The following is a 20,174-nucleotide window of genomic DNA, read 5'->3' as shown; positions in this document are numbered from 1 at the left end:
CTTGTGTCCCGCTGAGTCCGAAATTCCAGCCCCTCTCTCTCAGCCGTTTAGACTCGACTCAGGCAATGGATGTGCCTTCGATATGTCCGCCGAGGGTCCAGGGATATCCTCGGTCAATTGGTTTGCAGATCGCCTCTTGGCCGTTGCGAGCCGCGTAAGTTCCAGGAGGTTGCGATGACGAAGCCTTAAACGTGCATACGATAAGGGACGCCCCAGGCGGCCACCTAGAACGTCCCCATCAGTGATGCTCGCCCTGCCGAACAGCATCAGCGAGCTCTCCCCCCGAACCGCCGCTTTGGAGCGGCGTCCTTAGCCGGCGTTGCCGCCAGCGACGACAGACTCGCACGCTTGCTTTATCGAAAGCAAGCACTGCAGACGATCCGTCATCGGGGTGGTTCGCCTAGTGAGGTGAGCCAATGCCTTCAGAGATAAACAAAGCCACTCTTGGCGGCCATTGTGAACCTGCGACATTCCCCCACCGCTGGCGCGAACCAACTCCGTCCCAAGCCGAACGCTGGCCTGCGCCGAAGCCGCGGTTCTCCTCGCGCGTATCTCTGGTGACGGCCGACGACCCGCGCGAAATCCTTACCGAAAGCGGCCTTGAGGCCAAGGCGGTCTATGTTCTCCTGGCCCGCCGGGACTGTGCGTCCCTGGTGGAGCAGCCGCCGTTCGTCAAATATGTCGATTACGATGGCGTAGAACACAGGCACTGGTTCGACCTGCTGCTCACCCGCAGCGACGGCTCTCGCGTAGCATTTATGGTCAAGCCGGAGAAGTACGCGGCCAAGCATGGCCTGCGAAGCCTGCTCGCCCATATCGCTCCGCAGTTGTCCACGAGCTTCGCGCACAGCGTGGGGCTCATCACCGAAAAGACGCTGGGACGAGCCCTCGTTCACAACGCCACCCTCATCCATGAGTGCAAGCGGCATCCCGACGCCGATGTTGACCAGCGCATCCGCGAGGTGGCAGCAACACTCTCGGGCGCCACGACGGCCGACTGCCTGATCAAGGCGGCCGGACTGGAGGGGGACGGCTTCCGAGCCGTGGTGCGGGCCATCGCCGACGGCACGCTGGAAACTTGCAGCAACGGACGGATCAACCGCGCCATGTGGGTCCGTCAGGCCAAGCAGGCGGGAGAGCGTCCGTGATCACTCAGCCAGTCCCCGTCTCCCCGATCCGGTACGAGCGCGATGACCGCATCCTCATCGGGAAAATCGCCTACCGCTGCATCGACAGCGACGGGCGCGGGCACCGTTTCGCGCGTGTAGACGATCCCGACATGATCGAGGGCTTCTCTCATAACCAAATGGAGGTCATCGAGAGGCAGCCCAATTATCGCTATGACCCCGGCTGGTTCAGGGAAGCGAAGGTCAAGGCGCGCCAACGCGGTGGCGTCGAGCGGTGGGCCGATATTCCCCACAAGGAGGTCCCCCAGGTTCTTCTGAAATGGGAATACTGCCACCGCTTCCGGAGGATGGAACGGGCTGGCTCGACCAACCGCTCCCACGACAACATTGACCGCGCCATCGCGAAGATCTCGGTCGAAGTCAACGAGATCGCGGCGCTGAACGAGGTTCTGAACCGCCGCAAGGAGAAGGCGGCCAGGAAGGCTTTGTCGCCGCGCAAGGATGGCATGCCGCGTAAACCACGCTTCGGCAACAGGAAGGCCGACGTATGGCAGCCGTCCGTGCGCTCCCTTGAGCGCTGGCTCGCCATTCTGGAAGAACACGAGTGGGATCCGATGTCCCTGCGGGACGGCTATCGCAACAGCGGCAACCGCCAGTCGCGGCTGACGCCGGAGGCTCACAACGCCCTGGTGATACGTGCCATCGAGTTCGCTGCTCCACATTGTCCTGACCGGCAGGATCTCTACGACCTCCTGGAAGGCGACATCGACAAACTCAACGAAGGCCGCGCCGAGAAGGACAAGATCCCGGTGCCGAGCAAACGGAGGTTCTATAAGGAGATCGCCAACCTCGACCCGTTCTGGGTGTATGCCAGGCGCAAGCACTGGGACGCGGCCAAGCTGAAGTACCCGATGCTCGGCAACGGTCCTGATGTCACCCGCGTCGGCCAGCGAGTCGAGATGGACGAGTGGAATGTCCCATTGCAGACCCTGCTTGTGAAGTCGGGGGCCTGGCGCCTCATGACGAAGGAGGAGCGCAAGGCCGTCGGTCGGCAGCGTTGGTGGCTCTACGTCGCCATCGACGTCGCGAGCCGTTGCGTTCTCGGCATGCGGCTTTCACCGACCCCGAAGGCCATGGAGGCCTGTGCGACGCTCCAGATGGCCATCCGCGACAAGCAAATCTATTCAGACGCTGTCGGGGCCCTCAAGCCCTGGTTCATGGCGACCGGTATCGGCCTCATCGTGACCGACTGGGGCAGCAGCTACTCGAGCGACGCCTTTCGGCGCGCCGCGTTGGGCCTGGGTGCGACCTTCGAACATCCGCCAGCAGGAATGTCCTATCTGCGCCCCTACGTCGAGCGCATGTTCTCCACCATCCACACGGGGCTGATCTCGCGTTTCTCGGGCCGCACCTTCGCGAACATCGTTCAGAAGGGCGACTACAACTCAGAGGACAACGCGAGCGTGCCACTAGAAGAACTCGCTTGGGCGCTCGTCCGGTATGTCGTCGACGACTACCACAACCGCCCGCACGAGGGACTGGGCGGCGAAACCCCTCGGGACGCATGGATCCGCATTTCCAGGGAGTTCGGGCGCATCGGGCTCCCCGACCGCGACACACAACGGGCAATTTTCGGCATCCTGCTCACCCGCAAGCTGTCCAACGGCGGCGTCCGGATCCTCGGCCTGCGGTACCAGAGCAGGGAACTCCACGAGTGGCTGCTCAGGAAGGGCAGCGTGGACCTGGAGATCCGCCTCGATCCTGAGGACATCGGACGGATTTCAGTGAAGTGCGGCCCATATTGGGTCACCGTGCCATGCCTTAAGCCGGAGTTCGACAGCGTTTCGCTGCGTACCTGGATCGCGGCCTCAACCGAACTGCGGGCCCGCTTCCAGAAGGCGGCGGCATTGGTACGGCCGGTCGTGCTGGAAGCTGTACGGGCCATTGAGACGCTCAGTCGGGATCTCCAAGAGCAGGCCGGTATCGCCAACGAGCTCAGCACGCCGGAGGAGATCGAGCAGGCAGAGGCGCGTCTCACAATTGCATTCTCCCTGCCGGACTGGCCCGATGCGCCCGACGGACTCGCCTCGGGCGATATCCTCGATGGCATCATTCGCACCGGCCAGGCGCCAAGCGCGGCGGATGCGCCCTCCGAATTGCCACCGCCCTACCCCGCTGCCCCACAGTCCTGTGAAGGCGAGGACGGATCGGACGAGACGGAGACACCGGACTGGCACATGGGAACTCGAAAGGATGAGTAGATGACCGAATTTCATCTGAGCCCTGCGGGAGCTGCGTCCGTCGAGCGCTTGTTCCAGAGCTTCGATCAGGAGGAAAACAGGCGCTTGGAGATCATGGAGCGCGTCAAGGCGCGGGTGCTGTGGACTGACCGCGACAAGCAGGTGAAAAGCGCCTTTGCCGACATCCTTCTGGAGCTTGCAATGAGGGTCGACCCGGACAAGCCGTTCGGCCCAGGCAATCGCCGCGAAGCACGCTCCCTCGGCGTGCTGGGCAAGACAGGCGCGGGGAAGAGCAGCCTGCTGTCCCGCCTCTTCGCAGGCCATCCGGCCTTTCCCGGGTACAACGTCCCGAACTCCGGATGCGCCCTGATCACAGTCAACGTGCCGTCGCCATGCAATTTGAAGGCCCTCGGCATCATCCTGCTGGCGCAGCTGGGCTATCCCTTGCAGCAGGAACGTTCGGTCCCGTTGATCTGGCAGCTGGTGACGGAACGACTGCGGCACCTAGGGATCCTCGTGCTGCATCTCGACGAGGTGCACAACGTTCTCCAGGCGGCGAACACCAGAGAGATCGTGGAGATCCGCAAGACCTTCAAGACCCTGATGATCGATCCCGCATGGCCAGTGGCCCTGGTCGTCTCCGGCCTGCCGGAGGTGAAGGGATTTTTCGAGAAGTTGGATGAGGAGGAAATCCGCCCAGAGGGCCAGCAGCCCGACACGAGGGGGGAGGTCCGCCGCCGCTTCCGCTTCGTTGAGCTCCCCTCCCTGCGGCTGCCGCATGACGCAAGAATGATGGCGGCGGCGGTAAAGGACTTGGCGTCGATTGCCGGCCTGGAGGCCCCCGCCGATCTCGCCAGCGATATCGTCCCCCGGTTAATCCATGCCGGTCTTTATGAGCTTGGAATCTGCATGGAGCTCACCCATGACGCCATCACCAAAGCCTTGCAGGCAAAGGCGGCGTCACTGGTCATCAAGCATTACGCGGACGCTTGGCGCACGCGAACCGGCAGCGCCGACCGCGCGAACCCCTTCCTCGCCATAAAATGGCTGAAGGTGGATTGCTCCGTCGTGCTGGCCAAGAAGCGCGAGGGGGATCGCTAGTGCGTCTGCACCCGACCGTCCGCCTCATGCCCGGTGAAACGCCCGCGAGCTTCGTCTCGCGTCTTGCGTGCCGCAATTGGCGGCCGTCGATGCGCGTGTTCTGCTCTGAGATGGCCGTGCCGTTCCAGGGCATCGTCGATGGCTCCCCGACGGCGCTTGGACGGATCGCCGAGCTCGTCGGGATCCCGTCGGAGAACCTGCTCAAGGGGGCCATCATGCGCGAGGGCAAGGCGTATCGGGCCGGGCAGGAGGCCGTTCTGACGCGGCTCTCCCTGCGTCGGGAACGGGTCATGGGCTGCGCGAGCTGCCTGAGCAAGGACATCGCCTCGTCGGATCTGCCGCGGGAGGCCGCCCCTTACGGCCGCATGATCTGGAACCTGACCCACATCCGACGCTGCCCGGTCCATGGCACGCCTCTCGTTGAACTTGCCCGCGCCAAGCGCAACAACTTCAACCATGACTTCGCGCGGTTGATCGAGCCCGTCATCGACCAAATTGAGCACATGGCCGCGGCAAGCGTGCCGGCGTCTCCATCGAGGCTCGAAACGTATCTCCTGGAGCGGCTTGATGGGCGAACCTCATCGTCCCGTTGGCTGGACAAATTGCCCTTCTACGCCGCCGCCCGGACCTGCGAGATGCTCGGCGCGGTTGCCGTATTCGGCCGCCGGCAGAACCTCAACCACCTGGGCGATGCCGACTGGATCCGGGCGGGCGACGTTGGGTTCGGGATCGCCTCCGCCGGCGAGGCCGCCATCGACGTGTTCCTGACGGAGCTTCGGGTCAGCCACCAGGACGGCTGGCTCGCCGCAAATGGGCCGCAGGCCTGGTTCGGCCGGGTCTACCAGTGGCTGGCCTTCGGGACCTCGGATCCGGCCTACGACGAGCTCCGGGACATCTTCACCCGCAATCTCGTCGACAACACCCCGCTCGGCCCGGGCAACGAGCTCTTCGGCAAGCCGGTGCGCCAGCGGAAGGTCCATTCGCTCCGCACGGCCTTTCTGGAAACGGGCGTTCACCCGTCCCGCCTGCGCAAGATCTTGACCAAGACGGGCCATCTCAAAGCGGATCAATTGGGCAAGTCGGACCATGAGGTCGTCTTCGACGCCGTTGCGACCGCTGATCTCCTGCGGCGCCTGAGTGACGCTCTGACCCACGTGGAACTCATGCCCTACCTCAACGCAAATCGTGTGCAAGTCGACATTCTGATCCGTGAAGGCTTCCTCAGGCCGATTGTCGAAGGCACCGATGAGGAGGTTGGCTGGCGATGCTATGCCCGTGAGGACGCGGACCAGTTCCTCCAGACGCTGACTGCGGAAGCCCGGGATGTCGACGCGGCGCCCGAGGGCACCTTCTCAATTCCGGACGCCGCGAAGCGTGCGAACTGCCACTCGACTGAAATTGTCGACCTCATCCGCCAGCGCCGTCTCGCATGGGTGGGCCGCCTCGGCGCCGTGCACGGATACAACAGCATCCTGGTAGAGGATCGGGAAATCCGGGAGCGTGTGCGCGGCCCGGAGCTCGAAGGGTACACCCTAAACCAGACCTACAAGCGCCTGCGGATCAACTCACACGCCGTGAATGCCCTCATCGACAAGGGCGTCCTGAAGACGGTGGTGCAGCGGCATCCGGCAAGCCGCACGCCCCTCCGGATCGTGCCCTTCGCCGAGTTCAAATGGTTTCAAGCTCAGTACGTCACGCTTTTCGAGGCGGCACGCATTCTCGGCCTGCACCCTATGGCGCTGAAGAAAGCCTTGGTGGCCAGCGGCGTCAGGCCGGTTTTCGATCCTGCGGAGATGCGGGTGACATTCTATGAGCGTGAGCACGTTCGCAAAGTGAGTTCGCGGCTGTTCCCAAAAGGCACACGATCCGAGTGACGCAAAGCCGGTGCCTTCGACAGGCATTGGGCCCTATTGCTCCGTGCTCCAATAGGCTATGCCGCGGCTTGAAAGCCGCCCCATGGCGGCCTTCAAGCCGTCAAAGCCTTACGAGAATTTCTGGGCCACCTCAGAGACCAGTCGGCCGTAGATGCCGCTTGGGCCATGGCAGAGGACGCGCCGCCCAGGTATTTCAACGTCCGTCTGCCAGAAGTTAACTCCGACGAACGACAGTGTGGAAAGCTTCTCCGCATCCGGGGCGTCGGCGTGGGCAATCCAAAGTCCGCCTCCACTCATCCCTTCGTAGCTCTCCGGCGCTTGGTAAGCGGGGTGCGTGTCAGGGGTGAAGTCATATCCGTCGAAGTTGTCCGCCAAGGTCAGCGGCGACACAGTCCCAGGCTCGACGGAGGCTTCCACGTGAACGATGGCCCTCGTCGCCGTTTGTCCGGTCAGATGCATTCGCTCGCCGACTGCGCCCGCCAGGCACCAGAAGCCGCTCGCCCCGAATTGGCCAGTTGCCAAGATCTCGCGTCGACGCTCCAGATCAATGAACACGCATCCTGCGCCGGCCAATGATCCTGCGATGTCATAGGGAAGAGTCATGAAAGCGAGATCCGGACCATGCTCAGTCCAGGGCTCGGAGCCGAATATCACGTCACCAATCTGGCTCATATCCAAGGTCACACGCTGCTCGGCGACCTGTGTCGTAAGGAAGCGTACGAGACCGACTTGGCCCGACGCCTTCAGCGCAGAGACAACATGGGCTGCCGTCACAATGCCTCGTCGCTCGCCAACCTTGGCGAGCGTCCCGGATCCTAGGTTACTAGGAGGAGGGCCTCCCGCTCTCGGAACAGAGAGAAAGCCGACCGTGGACAACGCGATGCGGTCACGTGCGTGCTCATAAAGGGGCGAGTTTCCGTTCGGAAGCATGTATATCCGGCCTCTTGGCGATAGTGTTCTGGAGGGATTTGCCCCGAAGGGCTGATAGACAATCTCAGGGATTCTGGATCGGCGTGCTGTCTCTTGGAGAAGCATGGCCCCCTTACAGCCAGATCCACAGCATATAGGTAGCTGAAGTTTTGCTCTAAGCTCTATTCTGCATGCGCCGGAGCCTTAGGAGTGCATCCTCAGGAGTTGCTCCAGAATAGATTGCGAAGCATTTTTCGGTCAGCAAATGCTCATCGCAGGAGAAGCACTCTTCGCGCTCCCGCTCGTTAGCACGGTCGTCGCCAGCATAAGCGATAATAACGTGGTTCGTCGCCCCGCAGGATGGACAGGCTACAATCCTGGTTTCTTCTTGGTAGGCCATAGCACCCCATCGGATAGTTGCACGGTCAAGCGCGGCCGTTGGCCATATTTGGGCGCGCGTGCCAATCCACGCAAGATCTGCATCAAGCCGACTGACTGAGGGCGATACGAAGGAAGCCAAGATGATGTGATCTGTAGTCCCGATGCTGTTGGGCTAGGCTCGCCATGCCGTTGTTCGTCAGAACCGACAAACTATGCCCGCGACAGCCGACAAACCTACTGCGCGCCTCCAAAATCGGGGTCAATGAAAACAACGGATTAGCGGAACCGCTACCGACAAACTTACCCCCTCGGCACAGGAGACCGAGGATAACTCCTCGGTCTCCGGTATGGATAGCAGCAACTAAACCTATTCAGCATCCTGTAAAGAGGCAGCTGAAGCTAGGTACGATACAACCACAATCTATAGCTATTTTTCTGGACTTTCGATGTCACTACGCCTGCCGTCGCGCTATGAAGACCTTGATTTGCCTTTCAGGGGGCGCCTCAAGCCCAATCAATCGCTTTTAGAAGTAGTAAAGCGAGCTTTTAGCTCAATGGAGATCAGTGGCGGCATCCGCTTTCTCCCGATATTCGGCATTAGCGGAAGTGGAAAAACGTCAGCAGCATTAGAGATCGGCACTCACCTGCCGGATCTGTATGTCGAGCAGCTACCTAGAGATATTATCGAGAAGCCAGAGACACTGACTGCAGCGGTTAAAGGAATACAGCAGCGTGCCAAAGGTAGAAAAACTATTGTCGTCATAGATCAGTATGAAGAGGTTGCCGCTCAGCGAACTGCCATTCCAACGAACTTTGTTGAAGCATTGAGCCTTATGGATCGGGGAGACCTGCGCGACGCTGGCGTCCTATTCATTTGGCTAACAACGAGCCGCGAATTTCAGAAATCTTTGTCTGACGCGACCACACGAAATAGGAGAATTTTATCTGCTTCTGATTTCGTTATGGAGGGACTGCCATCAAAAGATTGGCCTGAAGTCATCCAGGAAACTTTTCAGTTTCACAATCAAGAACGCACGCTAAGCGATTACGAAATTCTTGAAAACGATTTGCTTGATATTAGCGATCAACAACCAACAATTGGCGCAGCCATCGAAGAGACAGGAAATAGACTTCAAAAATACACAACGTCTTTGCATGACCTGTCGACATATCAAGTAGTAATGCTTTGGCCTGTCACAGACGGACTTAGAATCACTCGCATTCAACAATTTACCGATCCGCGCCAAGGCTACAAACTCGATTGGAATGCGTGGTTTAGGCAATTAAACTCCGATGACCAGAAGCAATTACCTCTAAGAGAGTATAATAGAGCACGTCTGTACTTTGATATTAGACTTATACCTATTGCAGCTGCCGACCTCCACCCACTTTGCAAAGATCTTGATAAAGAAAATTTCAAATTGAGCAAAAGTTATTTGGAGAGACTTGAGAATACACACTTTTATTCAATAATAAAAGGCAATTGGAACCCTGACAATTATGCTCCACTTCGAGAAAGAGAGTCAAAGCGCGCTGATGAAGCTAGGGATTGGTATAGCACCGTTACAACAGACCCGACCAAGTTGGGGAATCGGATAGCTAGGTGCTTGCGAGAACTTGGGGTCTCTGCTGCGTACGAGCAAACCGTTGGATCGCCTCATGGACGTGTCCGAGCAGATGTTTTGATTGAACGGTCACCAATGACCCCCCCTAACGTTATCGTTGAAATAAAAGCCTTCTCTCCAGAAAACACAATGCCATCTACTATCTGCCAAGCTGTTCAGACAACTCTTAGAAGGCATGCGCAATTTGCTGGCTTTCTTCAAAGGCAATAGGACGTTTCAATCATCTACTAAAAATACTTACCGCTCGCACTAACAGGCCTTGTCCTGGCCGAGACCTTGCTTTCCGCCACCTGACCTCATCCTGAGGAGCCACGCAGTGGCGTCTCGGAGGATTGTTCAGGGCGCATGGCTGTCATTCCGCTGTCATTCCTGCCCGCTGGGAATGACACCTTCCTACGTCATGGCCGGGCATGTCCCGGCTATCTCGATTGTTCGAAGTGCCATGTCTCAATGAATCGGGCTCACCGGCATAGGTCCCCGGATCAAGTTCGGGGAGGTGATGACGGAGCAGGTGCCGTGAGGGCTGTGTTATGTTCTTACTTTGTTCTTGACAGGGCGGATAACCTTGGCTATATCGTTGCCTAGATCTGCTCTGACGAGGGGCGCGCTCGCGAGGCGTCGCAAGAGTGAGAGCAGGCACGGTCCCGCCGCAGGCCTCGCAATCCTGTGGTCGCGGGAGGTCGACCTTGGGGGCTCCCCAGCTGGTCCACCTGAAAAGAACCGTGCGCGAAGCGGCCGTCCGGCTCTTCCATCAACACACACGAGCGAGCCGGGCTGCCCGACGCGCCACCCTCGAACCCGAAAGGCTCGCAGCGCAAGCTGCGGGCCCAAAGGTGCTGGCTCTTTGACACGAACGGATCGGCACCCTCTCACGTCATGACCGGCCCCGGACTTGATCCGGGGATCGGTCACGGCCATCCATGCCTTTTTCGACGCGGGGGGATAAAACCTGGGTGGCCGGAACAAGCCCGGCCATGACGGCGCGGGTGTCATTCCCCCGCTCACGCCTCCGGCCTGCGGAACATGCCCTGCACCACCTGCCCTCGCCCGATGAGTTCGGGCGGCGGGTTGGTCCAGTCGACTTCCTGAGGCTGGCGGTCGTGCCAGTAGACCATCCAGCGACCCTGCGGGTCCTGATACACGCCGTAGATCAGATGGCCGCGCCACGCGCCGTGGCCGCGCCAGTCGCGCTCGCCGCGCGAGAGACGGACGAGATCGCGCAGGCCGCGCATCACCAGCCATGTGACACCGATGAGCGACAGCGGCACGCTCACGAGCCACAATCCTTGAATGAATTCGGGCCAGGTGTGGAACTTCGAGAGCCAATTGGCCCATGCGGAATAAGGCTGGTCCATCGCGACAACTCCCTGATTGAAGCGACCACCAGGAGCCCTGGTGGCCGGGGAGTTGAGAAGCCGCACAGAGTCGACCGCGCTGCCCTTTAGGCTTTCGCCCTGGACATGCGACAGCGCCTCCCCGACCGTAAGGTAAGGGAGACATCGAGACGGCGATGTCCGCCGCTCTGTGAGGGGTTCTCACGCCCCAGAGCCGGATGCGTCCGGCTCCGGTGACGAGGTAACACGCAACAGGGGTGCGGGGTCAATGGGCTCGCGCCCGGGTTCCCGTCCCCGCCCCGTGTTCTCCGCCCGGACGATCGAGGCGGAGCGCGCGGCCCGCCGTGGGTTCTTCTGCATCGTCGTCGGCGGCGGTCCCGCCGCCCTTCTTCCGCCGGGCAATGGCCGAGACGGCGCAGGGGTCGAGCGGATCGCCGGCAGGACCATGGCCGGAGCGCGGACGCGTGACCGACGCCCTTCGTCTCCTGCGGCAGAGTGCCAGGCGGCCTTGCCGTCCTTGCCGGCCTTCGCCGAATAAAGAGCGCTCTCATTGACCAATCCCGGCCCACTCGTTCCTGGCGATTTTCCCCCGTGCCGTCCCGGCGGAGGAAGGGCGAACGATGTCCCAAAATGCAAAACCATTGTCACGTCCGGTCAAGCGACGGCGGCGTGCTTCTGTATGCTGGCTATCGATCGGCACCCGCGGCGAACCGGGAATGATGCAGCCGTCGTTCCCGTGCCTGCGAAGCCGTCCTTCAGTGCCGCGGAGCATGACATGAAGCGTCAAAAGCTTCCGAAGAGCGAGAGAGCCGAGCTCGGCGTCGCGGTTTCCTCCGATATTCAGAAGAGAATGAAGCGGAAGAAGTTCGAGAGCGAGCTGAGGAAGCTCCAGGTCGAACTCGTGCGCCTGCAGACTTGGGCCAAGGAAACCGGCGCGCGGATCATCGTGGTCTTCGAAGGCCGGGACACCGCCGGGAAAGGCGGCGTGATCAGCCGGATCACCCAGCGCGTGAGCCCACGGGTGTTTCGCCACATCGCCCTGCCGGCACCGACCGAGCGCGAAAAAAGCCAGCTCTACATCCAGCGCTACGTGGCGCAATTTCCCGCCGCCGGCGAGATCGTGCTGTTCGACCGCTCCTGGTACAACCGGGCCGGGGTCGAGCGCGTGATGGGCTTCTGCACGGACGACGAGTACGAGCGCTTCATGCGCCTCGTGCCGTCGTTCGAGCAGGAGATCGTCGACAACGGCATCATCCTGCTCAAGTACTTTCTCGACGTCAGCCGCGACGAGCAGCGGCGGCGGTTCGCCGATCGGATCGAGGATCCGATGAAGCATTGGAAACTCAGCCCGATGGACACCGAGTCCGTGCGTCGCTGGTGGGATTATACCCTCGCCTACCAGGACATGCTGCGCACCACCGACACCCCTGCCAATCCATGGTTCATCGTCCCGTCCGACGACAAGCGCCGGGCGCGCCTCAACCTGATCGACCATATGCTGAAACAGATCCCTTACAAGAAGATCAAGGTCGACCTGCCGAAAGTGCCGAAGGCGGAACCCAGGCCCAAGGGAGCAGAGGACGGGTTGCCGGTCGCACACATCGTGCCAGCCCGGTACTGAGGGCCATGTAACCCGGAGCGCGGTCATGGCTAGCACGCATCCAGTGGATCCGCTTCCTCCCAGCCGGATGGAGGGCGCGATGACGCCGCGCACGGATGGGGACCGTGCGACACGTGGACGTGAGGCCGACAGCTCCGGCAATCAGGCTGAGGCGCCGGCCGCTCGTGACGCCACCCGTGACGTCGGATGGTCCCGCTGGATGCCCGGTCTCGAGATCCTCCTCCGGTACGAGGCGGCATGGCTAGGCCACGATGTGGTGGCCGGCCTTGTCCTGGCGACGATGCTCGTTCCTGTCGGGATCGCCTATGCCGTGGCATCCGGCCTGCCCGGAATCTGCGGCCTCTACGCCACGATCATCCCGTTGCTGGTCTATGCGGCGTTCGGGCCGAGCCGCATCCTCGTGCTCGGTCCGGACTCGGCCCTCGCGGCCGTTATCCTCGGGGTCGTGCTGCCGTTGTCGGGCGGGGATCCGCAGCGCGCCATCGCCCTCGGCGGCATGATGGCTCTCGTATCGGGGACGGTCCTGATCCTGGCCGGACTGGCCCGGCTGGGCTTCGTGACCGAGCTCCTGTCGAAGCCGATCCGCTACGGCTACATGAACGGCATTGCGCTGACCGTCCTGATCAGTCAGCTCCCCAAGCTGTTTGGCTTCTCCGTCGAGAGCACGGGGCCGCTGCGGGACCTGTGGGCGATCAGCGGAGCGATCCTGGCCGGTCGGACGAACTGGGTCGCCTTTGCGGTCGGCTTGGGAACGCTGGCGACCATCCTGCTGCTGCGGGGAAGCCGGCGCATACCGGGAATTCTGGTTGCGGTGGTGGGTGCGGCCCTCCTCGTCGGCCTGCTCGACCTCGCGGAGCGCCACGGCGTGGCGATCCTGGGATCGCTCCCGCAGGGAATGCCCCGTTTCGCGGTACCCTGGATCGGCGTTACCGACATCGTTCCCGTGCTGATCGGGGGCTGCGCTGTCGCCATGGTGTCGTTTGCCGACACGAGCGTGCTCTCCCGCACCTACGCCGCACGATTGCGCACTACGGTCGATCCCAACCAGGAGATGACAGGCTTGGGAGCCGCCAATCTCGTCACCGGTTTTTTCCAGGGTTTTCCGATCAGCAGCAGCAGCTCGCGCACGCCCGTGGCCGAGGCGGCCGGAGCCCGCACGCAGCTGACCGGCATCGTCGGCGCCCTCGCCATCGCCCTGCTGCTGCTTGTGGCACCAGACCTCCTGCGGAACCTGCCAACCTCCGCCCTGGCTGCGGTCGTCATCGCGTCGGCGATCGGGCTGTTCGAGGTGACCGATCTCAAGCGAATCTACCGGATCCAGCGCTGGGAATTCTGGCTGTCGATCGCCTGCTTCGCCGGCGTGGCCGTGTTCGGAGCCATCCCGGGGATCGGCTTGGCCATCGTGATCGCCATCATCGAGTTCCTGTGGGACGGCTGGCGTCCGTATTCTGCGGTCCTCGGGCGTCCGGCCGGGGTGGAAGGATACCATGACGTCACGCGCTATCCGGAGGCTCGCAGGATTCCCGGCCTGGTCCTGTTCCGCTGGGATGCTCCCCTGTTCTTTGCCAACGCGGAGCTGTTCCGCGAGCGGGTTCTCGCCGCCGTGGCGGAATCGCCGACTTCCGTGCGGTGCGTGGTTGTCGCGGCAGCACCGGTCACGAGCGTCGACGTGACGGCGGCCGATACCCTGACGGAACTCGATGAGACCCTGATGGCGCAAGGCATCGAGTTCCGATTTGCCGAGCTGAAGGATCCCGTCAAGGACAAGCTGCGGCGGTTCGGGCTGTTCGACCGCTTCGGCGAGACTCGGTTCTCTCCCACCATCGACGCAGCCGTATCGCGATACCAAGGCACGACGTGAAGGGCGTTGGCGATGGCTGCAGCAGCATTGATCACCCTCTATCACCCGACGGCTGGAACCAGATAAAGCACCGTCGCGATGATGAGGTATAGCGCCAGCAGCTGGGCGCCCTTGAACCAGTTCGCCTGCCCCGTCGTCGCAACGACCGATCCCAGGAGAACCGCTCCGAACAACATCCACATCTCGGCCTGCGAGAACACCAGCCGGAACTGCGGCTGCCCCATGGCGGGGGCGACCAGCACCAGAATGGGAGCGACGAAAATAGCGATCTGCACGCAGCTTCCCAGGGCGATGCCGATGCTGAGATCGACACGATTAGCCCGCCCCATGGCAATGGCCGATCCGGTCTCGGCCGCCCCGCCGACAAGCGCAAGGACGATCACGCCCATGAATGCCTGCGACATGCCCAGCGAGTGACCGGCCTGCTCGGCAGCACCGACAAGGATCTCGCTCATCCAGGCTGCGCCGAGGGACGCCACCAGCAGCGTCGCGACACCCCACGTGAGGCTTGGGTGCTCCCCGCTTTCCTCGTGCTGCGCGGAGGCGCTCAATTCGGAAAAGATTTCCGGATGCGTCTTCAGGGAGTAAAGCAGGAAGAGCCCATAAAGGCCGAGCATGACGACGGCCACGACGAGATCCAGCGTTGCATGCACGCCCACATGCGGCTCGGATTCGAGCGCACGGTGGAACGCGCTCGGCAACGCCAGACTGATCCAGGCTAGGACCATTGTCGACGAATAGGTACGGACCGCATTCGGGTTGTACTCCTGGCTGTGGTGACGCAGGCCGCCGAGCAGGAAAGACAGGCCGAGGGCCACCAGCAGGTTCGCGAGCAGCGCTCCGACAAGCGATGCCCGCACCATTTCCAGGAGGCCAGCCCGCAAGGCCGCCATGGCGATGATCAGTTCCGGGAGGTTGCCGAAGGAGGCGTTGAGCAGGCCGCCGATCGTGGCGCCGGTATGAGCAGCGACCTGCTCGGTGCCCTGGACGATGAGCTTGGCGAACGGCACGATCGCCAGGGCAGCGCAGAAGAAGACCACTCCGGCCGGAACCGCCCCGACCTGGTCGAGAAGGGCCGCAACCGGCGCAAGGACCAGGAGCCACAGGAGGGACGGCCTGAACAGGAATGACAAAGTTGCCGGGTGTGCAACGGGATAGGGTTTGTCCGTCATGGCCACGTCCCCTGAGTCCGGTGAGGGATCACCCTAGAGGGATCTACCCGCAACGCTTGATCGTCGGGGACAATTCATTGACAGTTCGGGCCAGCCATTCGTCAGCGCGCTCATGACCTCAATGGGACAACCGCATGGTTTATGTCCGCGGGCCGTAATTCGCCTCGGAGATCGAGGACCGCGCAGAACGTCAGACGAAAGGCGATCTCCACGTCAGGAAAGTCGAACCCGAAATCGTCTCGGCGCAGTTCTTGGTCCCCCCTTGCGTGACAGAAGAAGCGTGACATGCTCCCCATCTTCCCGCAGGATGTGGACACGTCGTGCACTGCTTCGTCCCCAGGCCTATCGCTTGTCCACTTTGGACAATCCGCTTTACATTTCGGGACCCTAACCTCCAGATCCTTGCGTATGGCAGCAACCCTCGAAGCCATCCGAATGGCCGGAATCGGGCATTGGCCACAGCTTCGGCATTGTCTCAAAGTGCCAAGATGAAGTCCCAAGCCATCAAGCGACCCTCAATCGATTCTGTAGTCTGACGTCTGCTGGAATCAGTAGGAGACCAAGATGCGAAATGGAATGATCGGCATCGTGACGGCCCTCTTCGTCGTCGGCGCACCAATGGCCTATGCTCAGCAAGCCACCTCGAGCCCATCCGGCGCGCCGGAAAACGGGCGGATGAGCCAGGCTGATTTCAAAATGTTGACCGACATTCGGGTCGGGGTGATCAAGGCCGCGTTGCAACTCACACCGGAACAGGAGAAGCTCTGGCCAGCCGTGGAGGACGCAATCCGCGCAAGGGCCGAGACACGCTATCGCCGGTTGACCGTATTGAGAGAGCGCATGGATCAGTCGCGTGACGTCGATCCAGTGCAACTCGTTCGTCAGCGTTCCGACGTACTGGCGGAACGCGCCGCAAATCTGAGAAAGCTCGCTGATGCCTGGCAGCCGCTTTACCAGAGCCTCACGCCCGATCAGAAGACGCGGCTGCGTCTCGTGACGGTATATGCCATCGAAGGTCTACGAGCCGGCGTGGAGAACCGCCGCATGGAAATGGACGACGAGGACGACGTCGATGTCTGGGACCTCCCTCATTAAGGCTGACCCGGAACGGCCTGCGCCTGATGGCGGGCGCAGGGACTACAGCAATGGAGAATGGTCATGCTGCTCACGAAGCCACTGCACCATGCCGGATTGGCGCTGGCCGCGTTCACTATGGTCTCCCTGGCCGCTCCGGTGCCCGCCAACGCCGTCGTCTACTGCAAGACGGTCGGCGTGCCTAAAGGCTGCGTAGCGCGCCCGGTCGCGCCCGTGGCCCGCCGTGCAGTGGTGACGCCCGGCGTAGGCGCCCCGGGCGTCGGCATACGCCCTGGCACTCCGATGAATCGCGGCGGTCCGGTCAACCGCGTCGGTCGGCGCTGACATACGCATTGCGGGAACGTGCCCGGTTGCCCGCGCGGATCGAGATCACATGCGGCGATCACATCGTGATCTCGTTCGTCAGCGGCCGGCCCTCTGCGAAATCCGAGACGCTTGCAAGCGTCGTCTCGAGGATCGTGCCTAAGGCCTCGCGCGTGAAGAACGCCTGATGGCCTGTAACGATCACGTTCGGGAACGAGACTAGACGCTGGATCACATCGTCCGGGATCACCGTGCTCGACAGGTCCTTGAAGAAGAGACCGGCCTCCTGCTCGTAGACATCGATGGCCATCCCGCCAAGCTGGCCGGACTTGAGCGCTTCTATCGCCGCTTCGGTATCGACGAGACCGCCGCGACTCGTGTTGATCAACAGAGCCCCCCTCTTCAAACGGTTAAGCGTACGGGCACTGACGATGTGATATGTTTCAGGCGTCAAAGGGCAATGCAGCGAGATAATGTCGGCGTCCTCGATTTCCTCGGCCTCGACGTAACGCCCGCCGATACGTTCGAATTCGGGCGAACGATACTTATCGAATCCAATCACTTTACAACCAAAACCAGCCATGATCCGGGCAAAGATGGTCCCGATCTTGCCGGTGCCGATGACCGCCACGGTACGGCCGACGAGATCGAAGCCCATGAGACCATCGAGCTCGAAGTTACCTTCACGCGTACGATTATAGGCCCGGTGAATCTTGCGATTGAGCACGAGGATCAGCCCGACCGCGAATTCGGCGACTGAATTCGGAGAGTAGTTGGCGACCCGCACAACCGTCACCCCGAGCTTCTTGGCCGCTTCCAGGTCGATATGATTGAAGCCCGTCGAGCGGGTCGCGACCAGTTTCGTGCCACCGGCGGCGAGTTGTCCGAGAACGTCGCCATCAACAATATCGTTGACGAACACGCTGACGGCTGGAAACCCCGCTGAGAGCGACGCCGTGTCGGGCTCGAGGAGAGTTTCGAAGTAGACAATGTCGTGGTGGTGAGTTGCGTTCAATTCGTCGAGCAGCGTGCGTTCGTAGTTCTTCGCGCTGAATATTGCGATCCGCATCTGAATATCCCCATTCTGAGTCGCCGCAAGCCGACAAGCGGCAGCCGGATGGACCTCCGAAGCCCCGGTCGGTCTCAGTGCAGGCCAACCTCCGATCCGCTCAGCTTTGCACTGAATTTCAGCCCGATGACGTAACCAACCCGAGACCCTAAAAGAGCCAAGAGCATCGTGTTCATGGGCATCCTCCCGCCGCTGCCCAACCACTGCATTAGGCGGAACATGCTGCCATGTGTCGAATACGATGTGCTTGGCTTGAGGAGCCTGCTTGATCGTTTGGGACAAGTACTTGGCATTTAGTCCCGTCCAGGGTCTCTTTCGCAGGCCGGTTGGTCCTCCCCAGGGAGCCGCAGTCCTTCTGTGACGGCAATCTGGAGCGGAGCGGCGCAAACTGTCAATCGATTGTCCCTTTCGATCAAGCACGCTCTTCTGTCACCACCTAAGATGATGCTCAATCGGAGGAAATATTCTTCCGCACAGAAAGAGGCCGGAGCTGCTTCAAACGCATGTCGTGTCTCCGGACCTCGACCAGGAGGACGCGCTCATGACTCACTCCACGACGGACAGCGATCTGTTTCCCCCATCGTCAGAACCGGCTAACCCACCCACGGGCATTGACCGCCGGAGTTTTCTGATGCGCAACGCCGCTATAGGGGCGGCGGCCGTGATGACCGGTACGACTTGGTCTCCCGAAGCGCGCGCGCAGCAGGCGGAAACGGAAGCGGCCGTGCAACAGGCGAAAAGAGAGGCAGCAGGAGGCGATGCGGGTCTCAAGATGAGTTCAGCCCTTTCCCCGGATCTCGACGTCGTCAAGTCGTCGAGGGGGCCGGTCATGACGGTCGCTGACGAGTTCTACAAGGTCGGTCCCGGCCCTTCGAGCTCGCACACGATCGGGCCGATGCGGATCACCTATGATTTCTACCAGCGCTGCACGAAGCTTCCTGCGGATCAGCTCACGCAGGCGAGCGGCCTCAAGGTTCATCTCTTCGGCAGCCTGAGCGCCACAGGCAAGGGCCACGGCACCGAGCGCGCCGCGCTCGCCGGCCTGGTCGGCAAGGAACCGGCCACCGTGGACCCGCGGTTCCTCGACGAGATGATCGCGAAGCCCCAGCAGATCTATCCGGTAAAGCTGGGCACTAAGACGTTCAACCTGTCTTTGGCCGACATCGTCTACGATGCGACGAAGGGCGACTTCCCGCACCCGAACACCATGACCTGCCAGCTTTTGGCGGGCGACAAGGTCCTTTATGAGCAGGAGTATTATTCGGTCGGCGGCGGCTTCATCGAATGGAAAGGCTACGAGCCGCCCAAGAAAGGGCAGCCGAAGTATCCTTACGCGACGATGAAGGAGCTGCGGCAGCACGCGGAGAGCAACAATCTCTCGATTGCCGACGTCGTGATGGCGAACGAAATTGCCGTATCCGGCAAGAACGAGGAGCAGGTCAACGCCTTTCTCGACAAGATCGCCAATGCAATGATCGCCACGGTGAAGACCGGCCTGTCCTACAAGGACGACGTATTGCCTGGGCCGATCAAGCTCCACTCCAAGGCCGCGACGGTGTTCGAGCGTGCGAACGACGATACCTACATGACAGACCGCGCCATCGGGCTGGTTTCGGCCTTTGCTCTGGCCGCCTCCGAGGAGAATGCCCGCGGCCATCTGGTCATCACGGCGCCGACCGGCGGATCGGCGGGCGTGATGCCGGCTATCGTCTATGCGCTGACGCAGAGCGACCGCGCCATTCCGATGGACAAGATCCGAGAAGGTCTGCTGGCCGGTGCCGCCGTCGGCTACCTGTGTAAGCACAACGCGACCCTGGCTGCCGCCGAAGGCGGATGCCAGGCCGAGATCGGTGTCGCCTCCGCAATGGCCGCCGCGCTGATCACGCAGATCCTGGGCAGCCCGCCGCGCGTCATCGAGAACGCGGCCGAGTCAGCTCTGGAGCATCACCTCGGCATGACCTGCGATCCCGTTGCGGGTTATGTGCAGGTTCCCTGCATCGAGCGTTGCGCGTTCGGAGCGGTGAAGGCCTGGGTGGCCGCGATGATCGCCACCAACGAGATCGCGAGCAGGCATCGGGTCGACCTCGATACGACGATCCAGACGCTCGCCGACACCGCCCGGGACATGAACCCGAAATACAAGGAAACGAGCGAGGCCGGCCTTGCTCAAAACCTGGTGCTCTGCTGAGCGTCTGACGAGAGATCGCATGCATGCCAGGTGGAATGAGTCGAAGTTCTGCCGTTCCACCAGATGGTTGCCTTCCACTTGAAGGCGTTGGGCCTCAACTACGAGCTTTCAAAGACCCCCGCCCCTCGCCTGACCTTGTGGCGTGGGTGTTGGAGCATTTCTCGGTGATGTGGATCCGATTCGCCGTCAAACAGATGCGGTCAAACAAAGAAGCGAGGTGATTCCACGTCAGTGGAAACAGCTCTAGGTCAATTTCATGACGCTGGCTGTCGCG

Annotated in this window: 15 protein-coding genes; 11 read left to right on the top strand and 4 right to left on the bottom strand. The window is 61.5% G+C overall.

The features are described 5' to 3' along the window. The first annotated feature begins 557 nt into the window (after positions 1-557). The 4 genes from H0S73_RS12980 to H0S73_RS12965 are packed head-to-tail and all read left to right on the top strand — an operon-like array spanning position 558 to position 6,342. Positions 558-1,148, top strand: a complete 591-nt coding sequence (locus H0S73_RS12980; RefSeq protein WP_181052561.1) for a hypothetical protein — start codon at positions 558-560, stop codon at positions 1,146-1,148. After that, positions 1,145-3,388 (top strand): Mu transposase C-terminal domain-containing protein, encoded by a 2,244-nt coding sequence (locus H0S73_RS26245; RefSeq protein ID WP_181052560.1) that lies wholly within the window; start codon positions 1,145-1,147, stop codon positions 3,386-3,388. Before H0S73_RS12980 ends, H0S73_RS26245 begins: the two co-directional genes overlap by 4 nt. Beyond that, positions 3,389-4,468, top strand: coding sequence for a TniB family NTP-binding protein (locus H0S73_RS12970; RefSeq protein ID WP_181052559.1), 1,080 nt, complete (start codon positions 3,389-3,391; stop codon positions 4,466-4,468). It begins immediately after the preceding gene. Beyond that, positions 4,468-6,342, top strand: coding sequence for a TniQ family protein (locus tag H0S73_RS12965; protein WP_181052558.1), 1,875 nt, complete (start codon positions 4,468-4,470; stop codon positions 6,340-6,342). The genes H0S73_RS12970 and H0S73_RS12965 overlap by 1 nt, the downstream gene beginning before the upstream one ends. 108 nt (positions 6,343-6,450) lie before the next feature. On the opposite strand, the gene H0S73_RS12960 is transcribed toward H0S73_RS12965, so the two are convergent. Continuing rightward, on the bottom strand, positions 6,451-7,116 hold the full coding sequence (locus H0S73_RS12960; protein ID WP_181052557.1) for a hypothetical protein: 666 nt from the start codon (positions 7,114-7,116) through the stop codon (positions 6,451-6,453). A gap of 962 nt (positions 7,117-8,078) precedes the next feature. On the opposite strand from H0S73_RS12960, the gene H0S73_RS12955 reads away from it, so the two are divergent. Beyond that, on the top strand, positions 8,079-9,467 hold the full coding sequence (locus H0S73_RS12955; protein ID WP_181052556.1) for an ATP-binding protein: 1,389 nt from the start codon (positions 8,079-8,081) through the stop codon (positions 9,465-9,467). 791 nt (positions 9,468-10,258) lie between these two features. Here the strand turns inward: H0S73_RS12955 and H0S73_RS12950 are convergent. Continuing rightward, on the bottom strand, positions 10,259-10,612 hold the full coding sequence (locus H0S73_RS12950; protein ID WP_181052555.1) for a hypothetical protein: 354 nt from the start codon (positions 10,610-10,612) through the stop codon (positions 10,259-10,261). A 247-nt stretch (positions 10,613-10,859) separates the two neighbouring features. Between H0S73_RS12950 and H0S73_RS12945 the strand changes: the two genes are divergently transcribed. The 3 genes from H0S73_RS12945 to H0S73_RS12935 all read left to right on the top strand — a co-directional run bounded on the left by H0S73_RS12945 (position 10,860) and on the right by H0S73_RS12935 (position 14,073). After that, positions 10,860-11,129: a hypothetical protein gene (locus tag H0S73_RS12945; RefSeq protein ID WP_181052554.1), complete on the top strand. Its 270-nt coding sequence runs from the start codon at positions 10,860-10,862 to the stop codon at positions 11,127-11,129. Between the two features lie 237 nt (positions 11,130-11,366). Further along, positions 11,367-12,212: a polyphosphate kinase 2 gene (gene ppk2 / locus H0S73_RS12940; RefSeq protein ID WP_181052553.1), complete on the top strand. Its 846-nt coding sequence runs from the start codon at positions 11,367-11,369 to the stop codon at positions 12,210-12,212. Positions 12,213-12,411: 199 nt separating this feature from the next. Further along, positions 12,412-14,073, top strand: coding sequence for a SulP family inorganic anion transporter (locus H0S73_RS12935; protein WP_246389281.1), 1,662 nt, complete (start codon positions 12,412-12,414; stop codon positions 14,071-14,073). Between the two features lie 41 nt (positions 14,074-14,114). Here H0S73_RS12935 and cax read toward each other — a convergent pair whose 3' ends face one another. After that, on the bottom strand, positions 14,115-15,245 hold the full coding sequence (gene cax / locus H0S73_RS12930) for a calcium/proton exchanger (protein ID WP_181052551.1): 1,131 nt from the start codon (positions 15,243-15,245) through the stop codon (positions 14,115-14,117). Between the two features lie 576 nt (positions 15,246-15,821). Here cax and H0S73_RS12925 point away from each other — a divergent pair. Then, the gene (locus H0S73_RS12925; RefSeq protein ID WP_181052550.1) at positions 15,822-16,340 is read left to right on the top strand and encodes a Spy/CpxP family protein refolding chaperone; all 519 of its coding nucleotides are present in this window, start codon (positions 15,822-15,824) and stop codon (positions 16,338-16,340) included. A gap of 63 nt (positions 16,341-16,403) precedes the next feature. Beyond that, positions 16,404-16,664 carry a hypothetical protein gene (locus H0S73_RS12920; protein ID WP_181052549.1) on the top strand — a complete coding sequence of 87 codons (261 nt, stop codon included), beginning with the start codon at positions 16,404-16,406 and terminating at the stop codon, positions 16,662-16,664. Between the two features lie 58 nt (positions 16,665-16,722). On the opposite strand, the gene H0S73_RS12915 is transcribed toward H0S73_RS12920, so the two are convergent. Further along, positions 16,723-17,712, bottom strand: coding sequence for a 2-hydroxyacid dehydrogenase (locus H0S73_RS12915; RefSeq protein ID WP_181052548.1), 990 nt, complete (start codon positions 17,710-17,712; stop codon positions 16,723-16,725). Between the two features lie 631 nt (positions 17,713-18,343). Between H0S73_RS12915 and H0S73_RS12910 the strand changes: the two genes are divergently transcribed. Then, positions 18,344-19,900: an L-serine ammonia-lyase gene (locus H0S73_RS12910; RefSeq protein WP_246388864.1), complete on the top strand. Its 1,557-nt coding sequence runs from the start codon at positions 18,344-18,346 to the stop codon at positions 19,898-19,900. Positions 19,901-20,174 lie beyond the last annotated feature (274 nt).

The sequence above is a fragment of the Microvirga mediterraneensis genome (assembly GCF_013520865.1).
GTDB lineage: Bacteria > Pseudomonadota > Alphaproteobacteria > Rhizobiales > Beijerinckiaceae > Microvirga > Microvirga mediterraneensis.
Note: the sequence above shows the minus strand (reverse complement) of the source record. Positions and strands in the feature narration are given on the sequence as shown.

Coding starts and splice junctions, on each gene's coding strand:
- cax (WP_181052551.1), bottom strand. CDS start 15,245: ATGACGGACAAACCCTATCCCGTTGCACACCCGGCAACTTTGTCATTC.
- H0S73_RS12920 (WP_181052549.1), top strand. CDS start 16,404: ATGCTGCTCACGAAGCCACTGCACCATGCCGGATTGGCGCTGGCCGCG.
- H0S73_RS12955 (WP_181052556.1), top strand. CDS start 8,079: ATGTCACTACGCCTGCCGTCGCGCTATGAAGACCTTGATTTGCCTTTC.
- H0S73_RS12950 (WP_181052555.1), bottom strand. CDS start 10,612: ATGGACCAGCCTTATTCCGCATGGGCCAATTGGCTCTCGAAGTTCCAC.
- ppk2 (WP_181052553.1), top strand. CDS start 11,367: ATGAAGCGTCAAAAGCTTCCGAAGAGCGAGAGAGCCGAGCTCGGCGTC.
- H0S73_RS12935 (WP_246389281.1), top strand. CDS start 12,412: ATGCCCGGTCTCGAGATCCTCCTCCGGTACGAGGCGGCATGGCTAGGC.
- H0S73_RS12915 (WP_181052548.1), bottom strand. CDS start 17,712: ATGCGGATCGCAATATTCAGCGCGAAGAACTACGAACGCACGCTGCTC.
- H0S73_RS12925 (WP_181052550.1), top strand. CDS start 15,822: ATGATCGGCATCGTGACGGCCCTCTTCGTCGTCGGCGCACCAATGGCC.
- H0S73_RS12910 (WP_246388864.1), top strand. CDS start 18,344: ATGCGCAACGCCGCTATAGGGGCGGCGGCCGTGATGACCGGTACGACT.
- H0S73_RS12945 (WP_181052554.1), top strand. CDS start 10,860: ATGGGCTCGCGCCCGGGTTCCCGTCCCCGCCCCGTGTTCTCCGCCCGG.
- H0S73_RS12970 (WP_181052559.1), top strand. CDS start 3,389: ATGACCGAATTTCATCTGAGCCCTGCGGGAGCTGCGTCCGTCGAGCGC.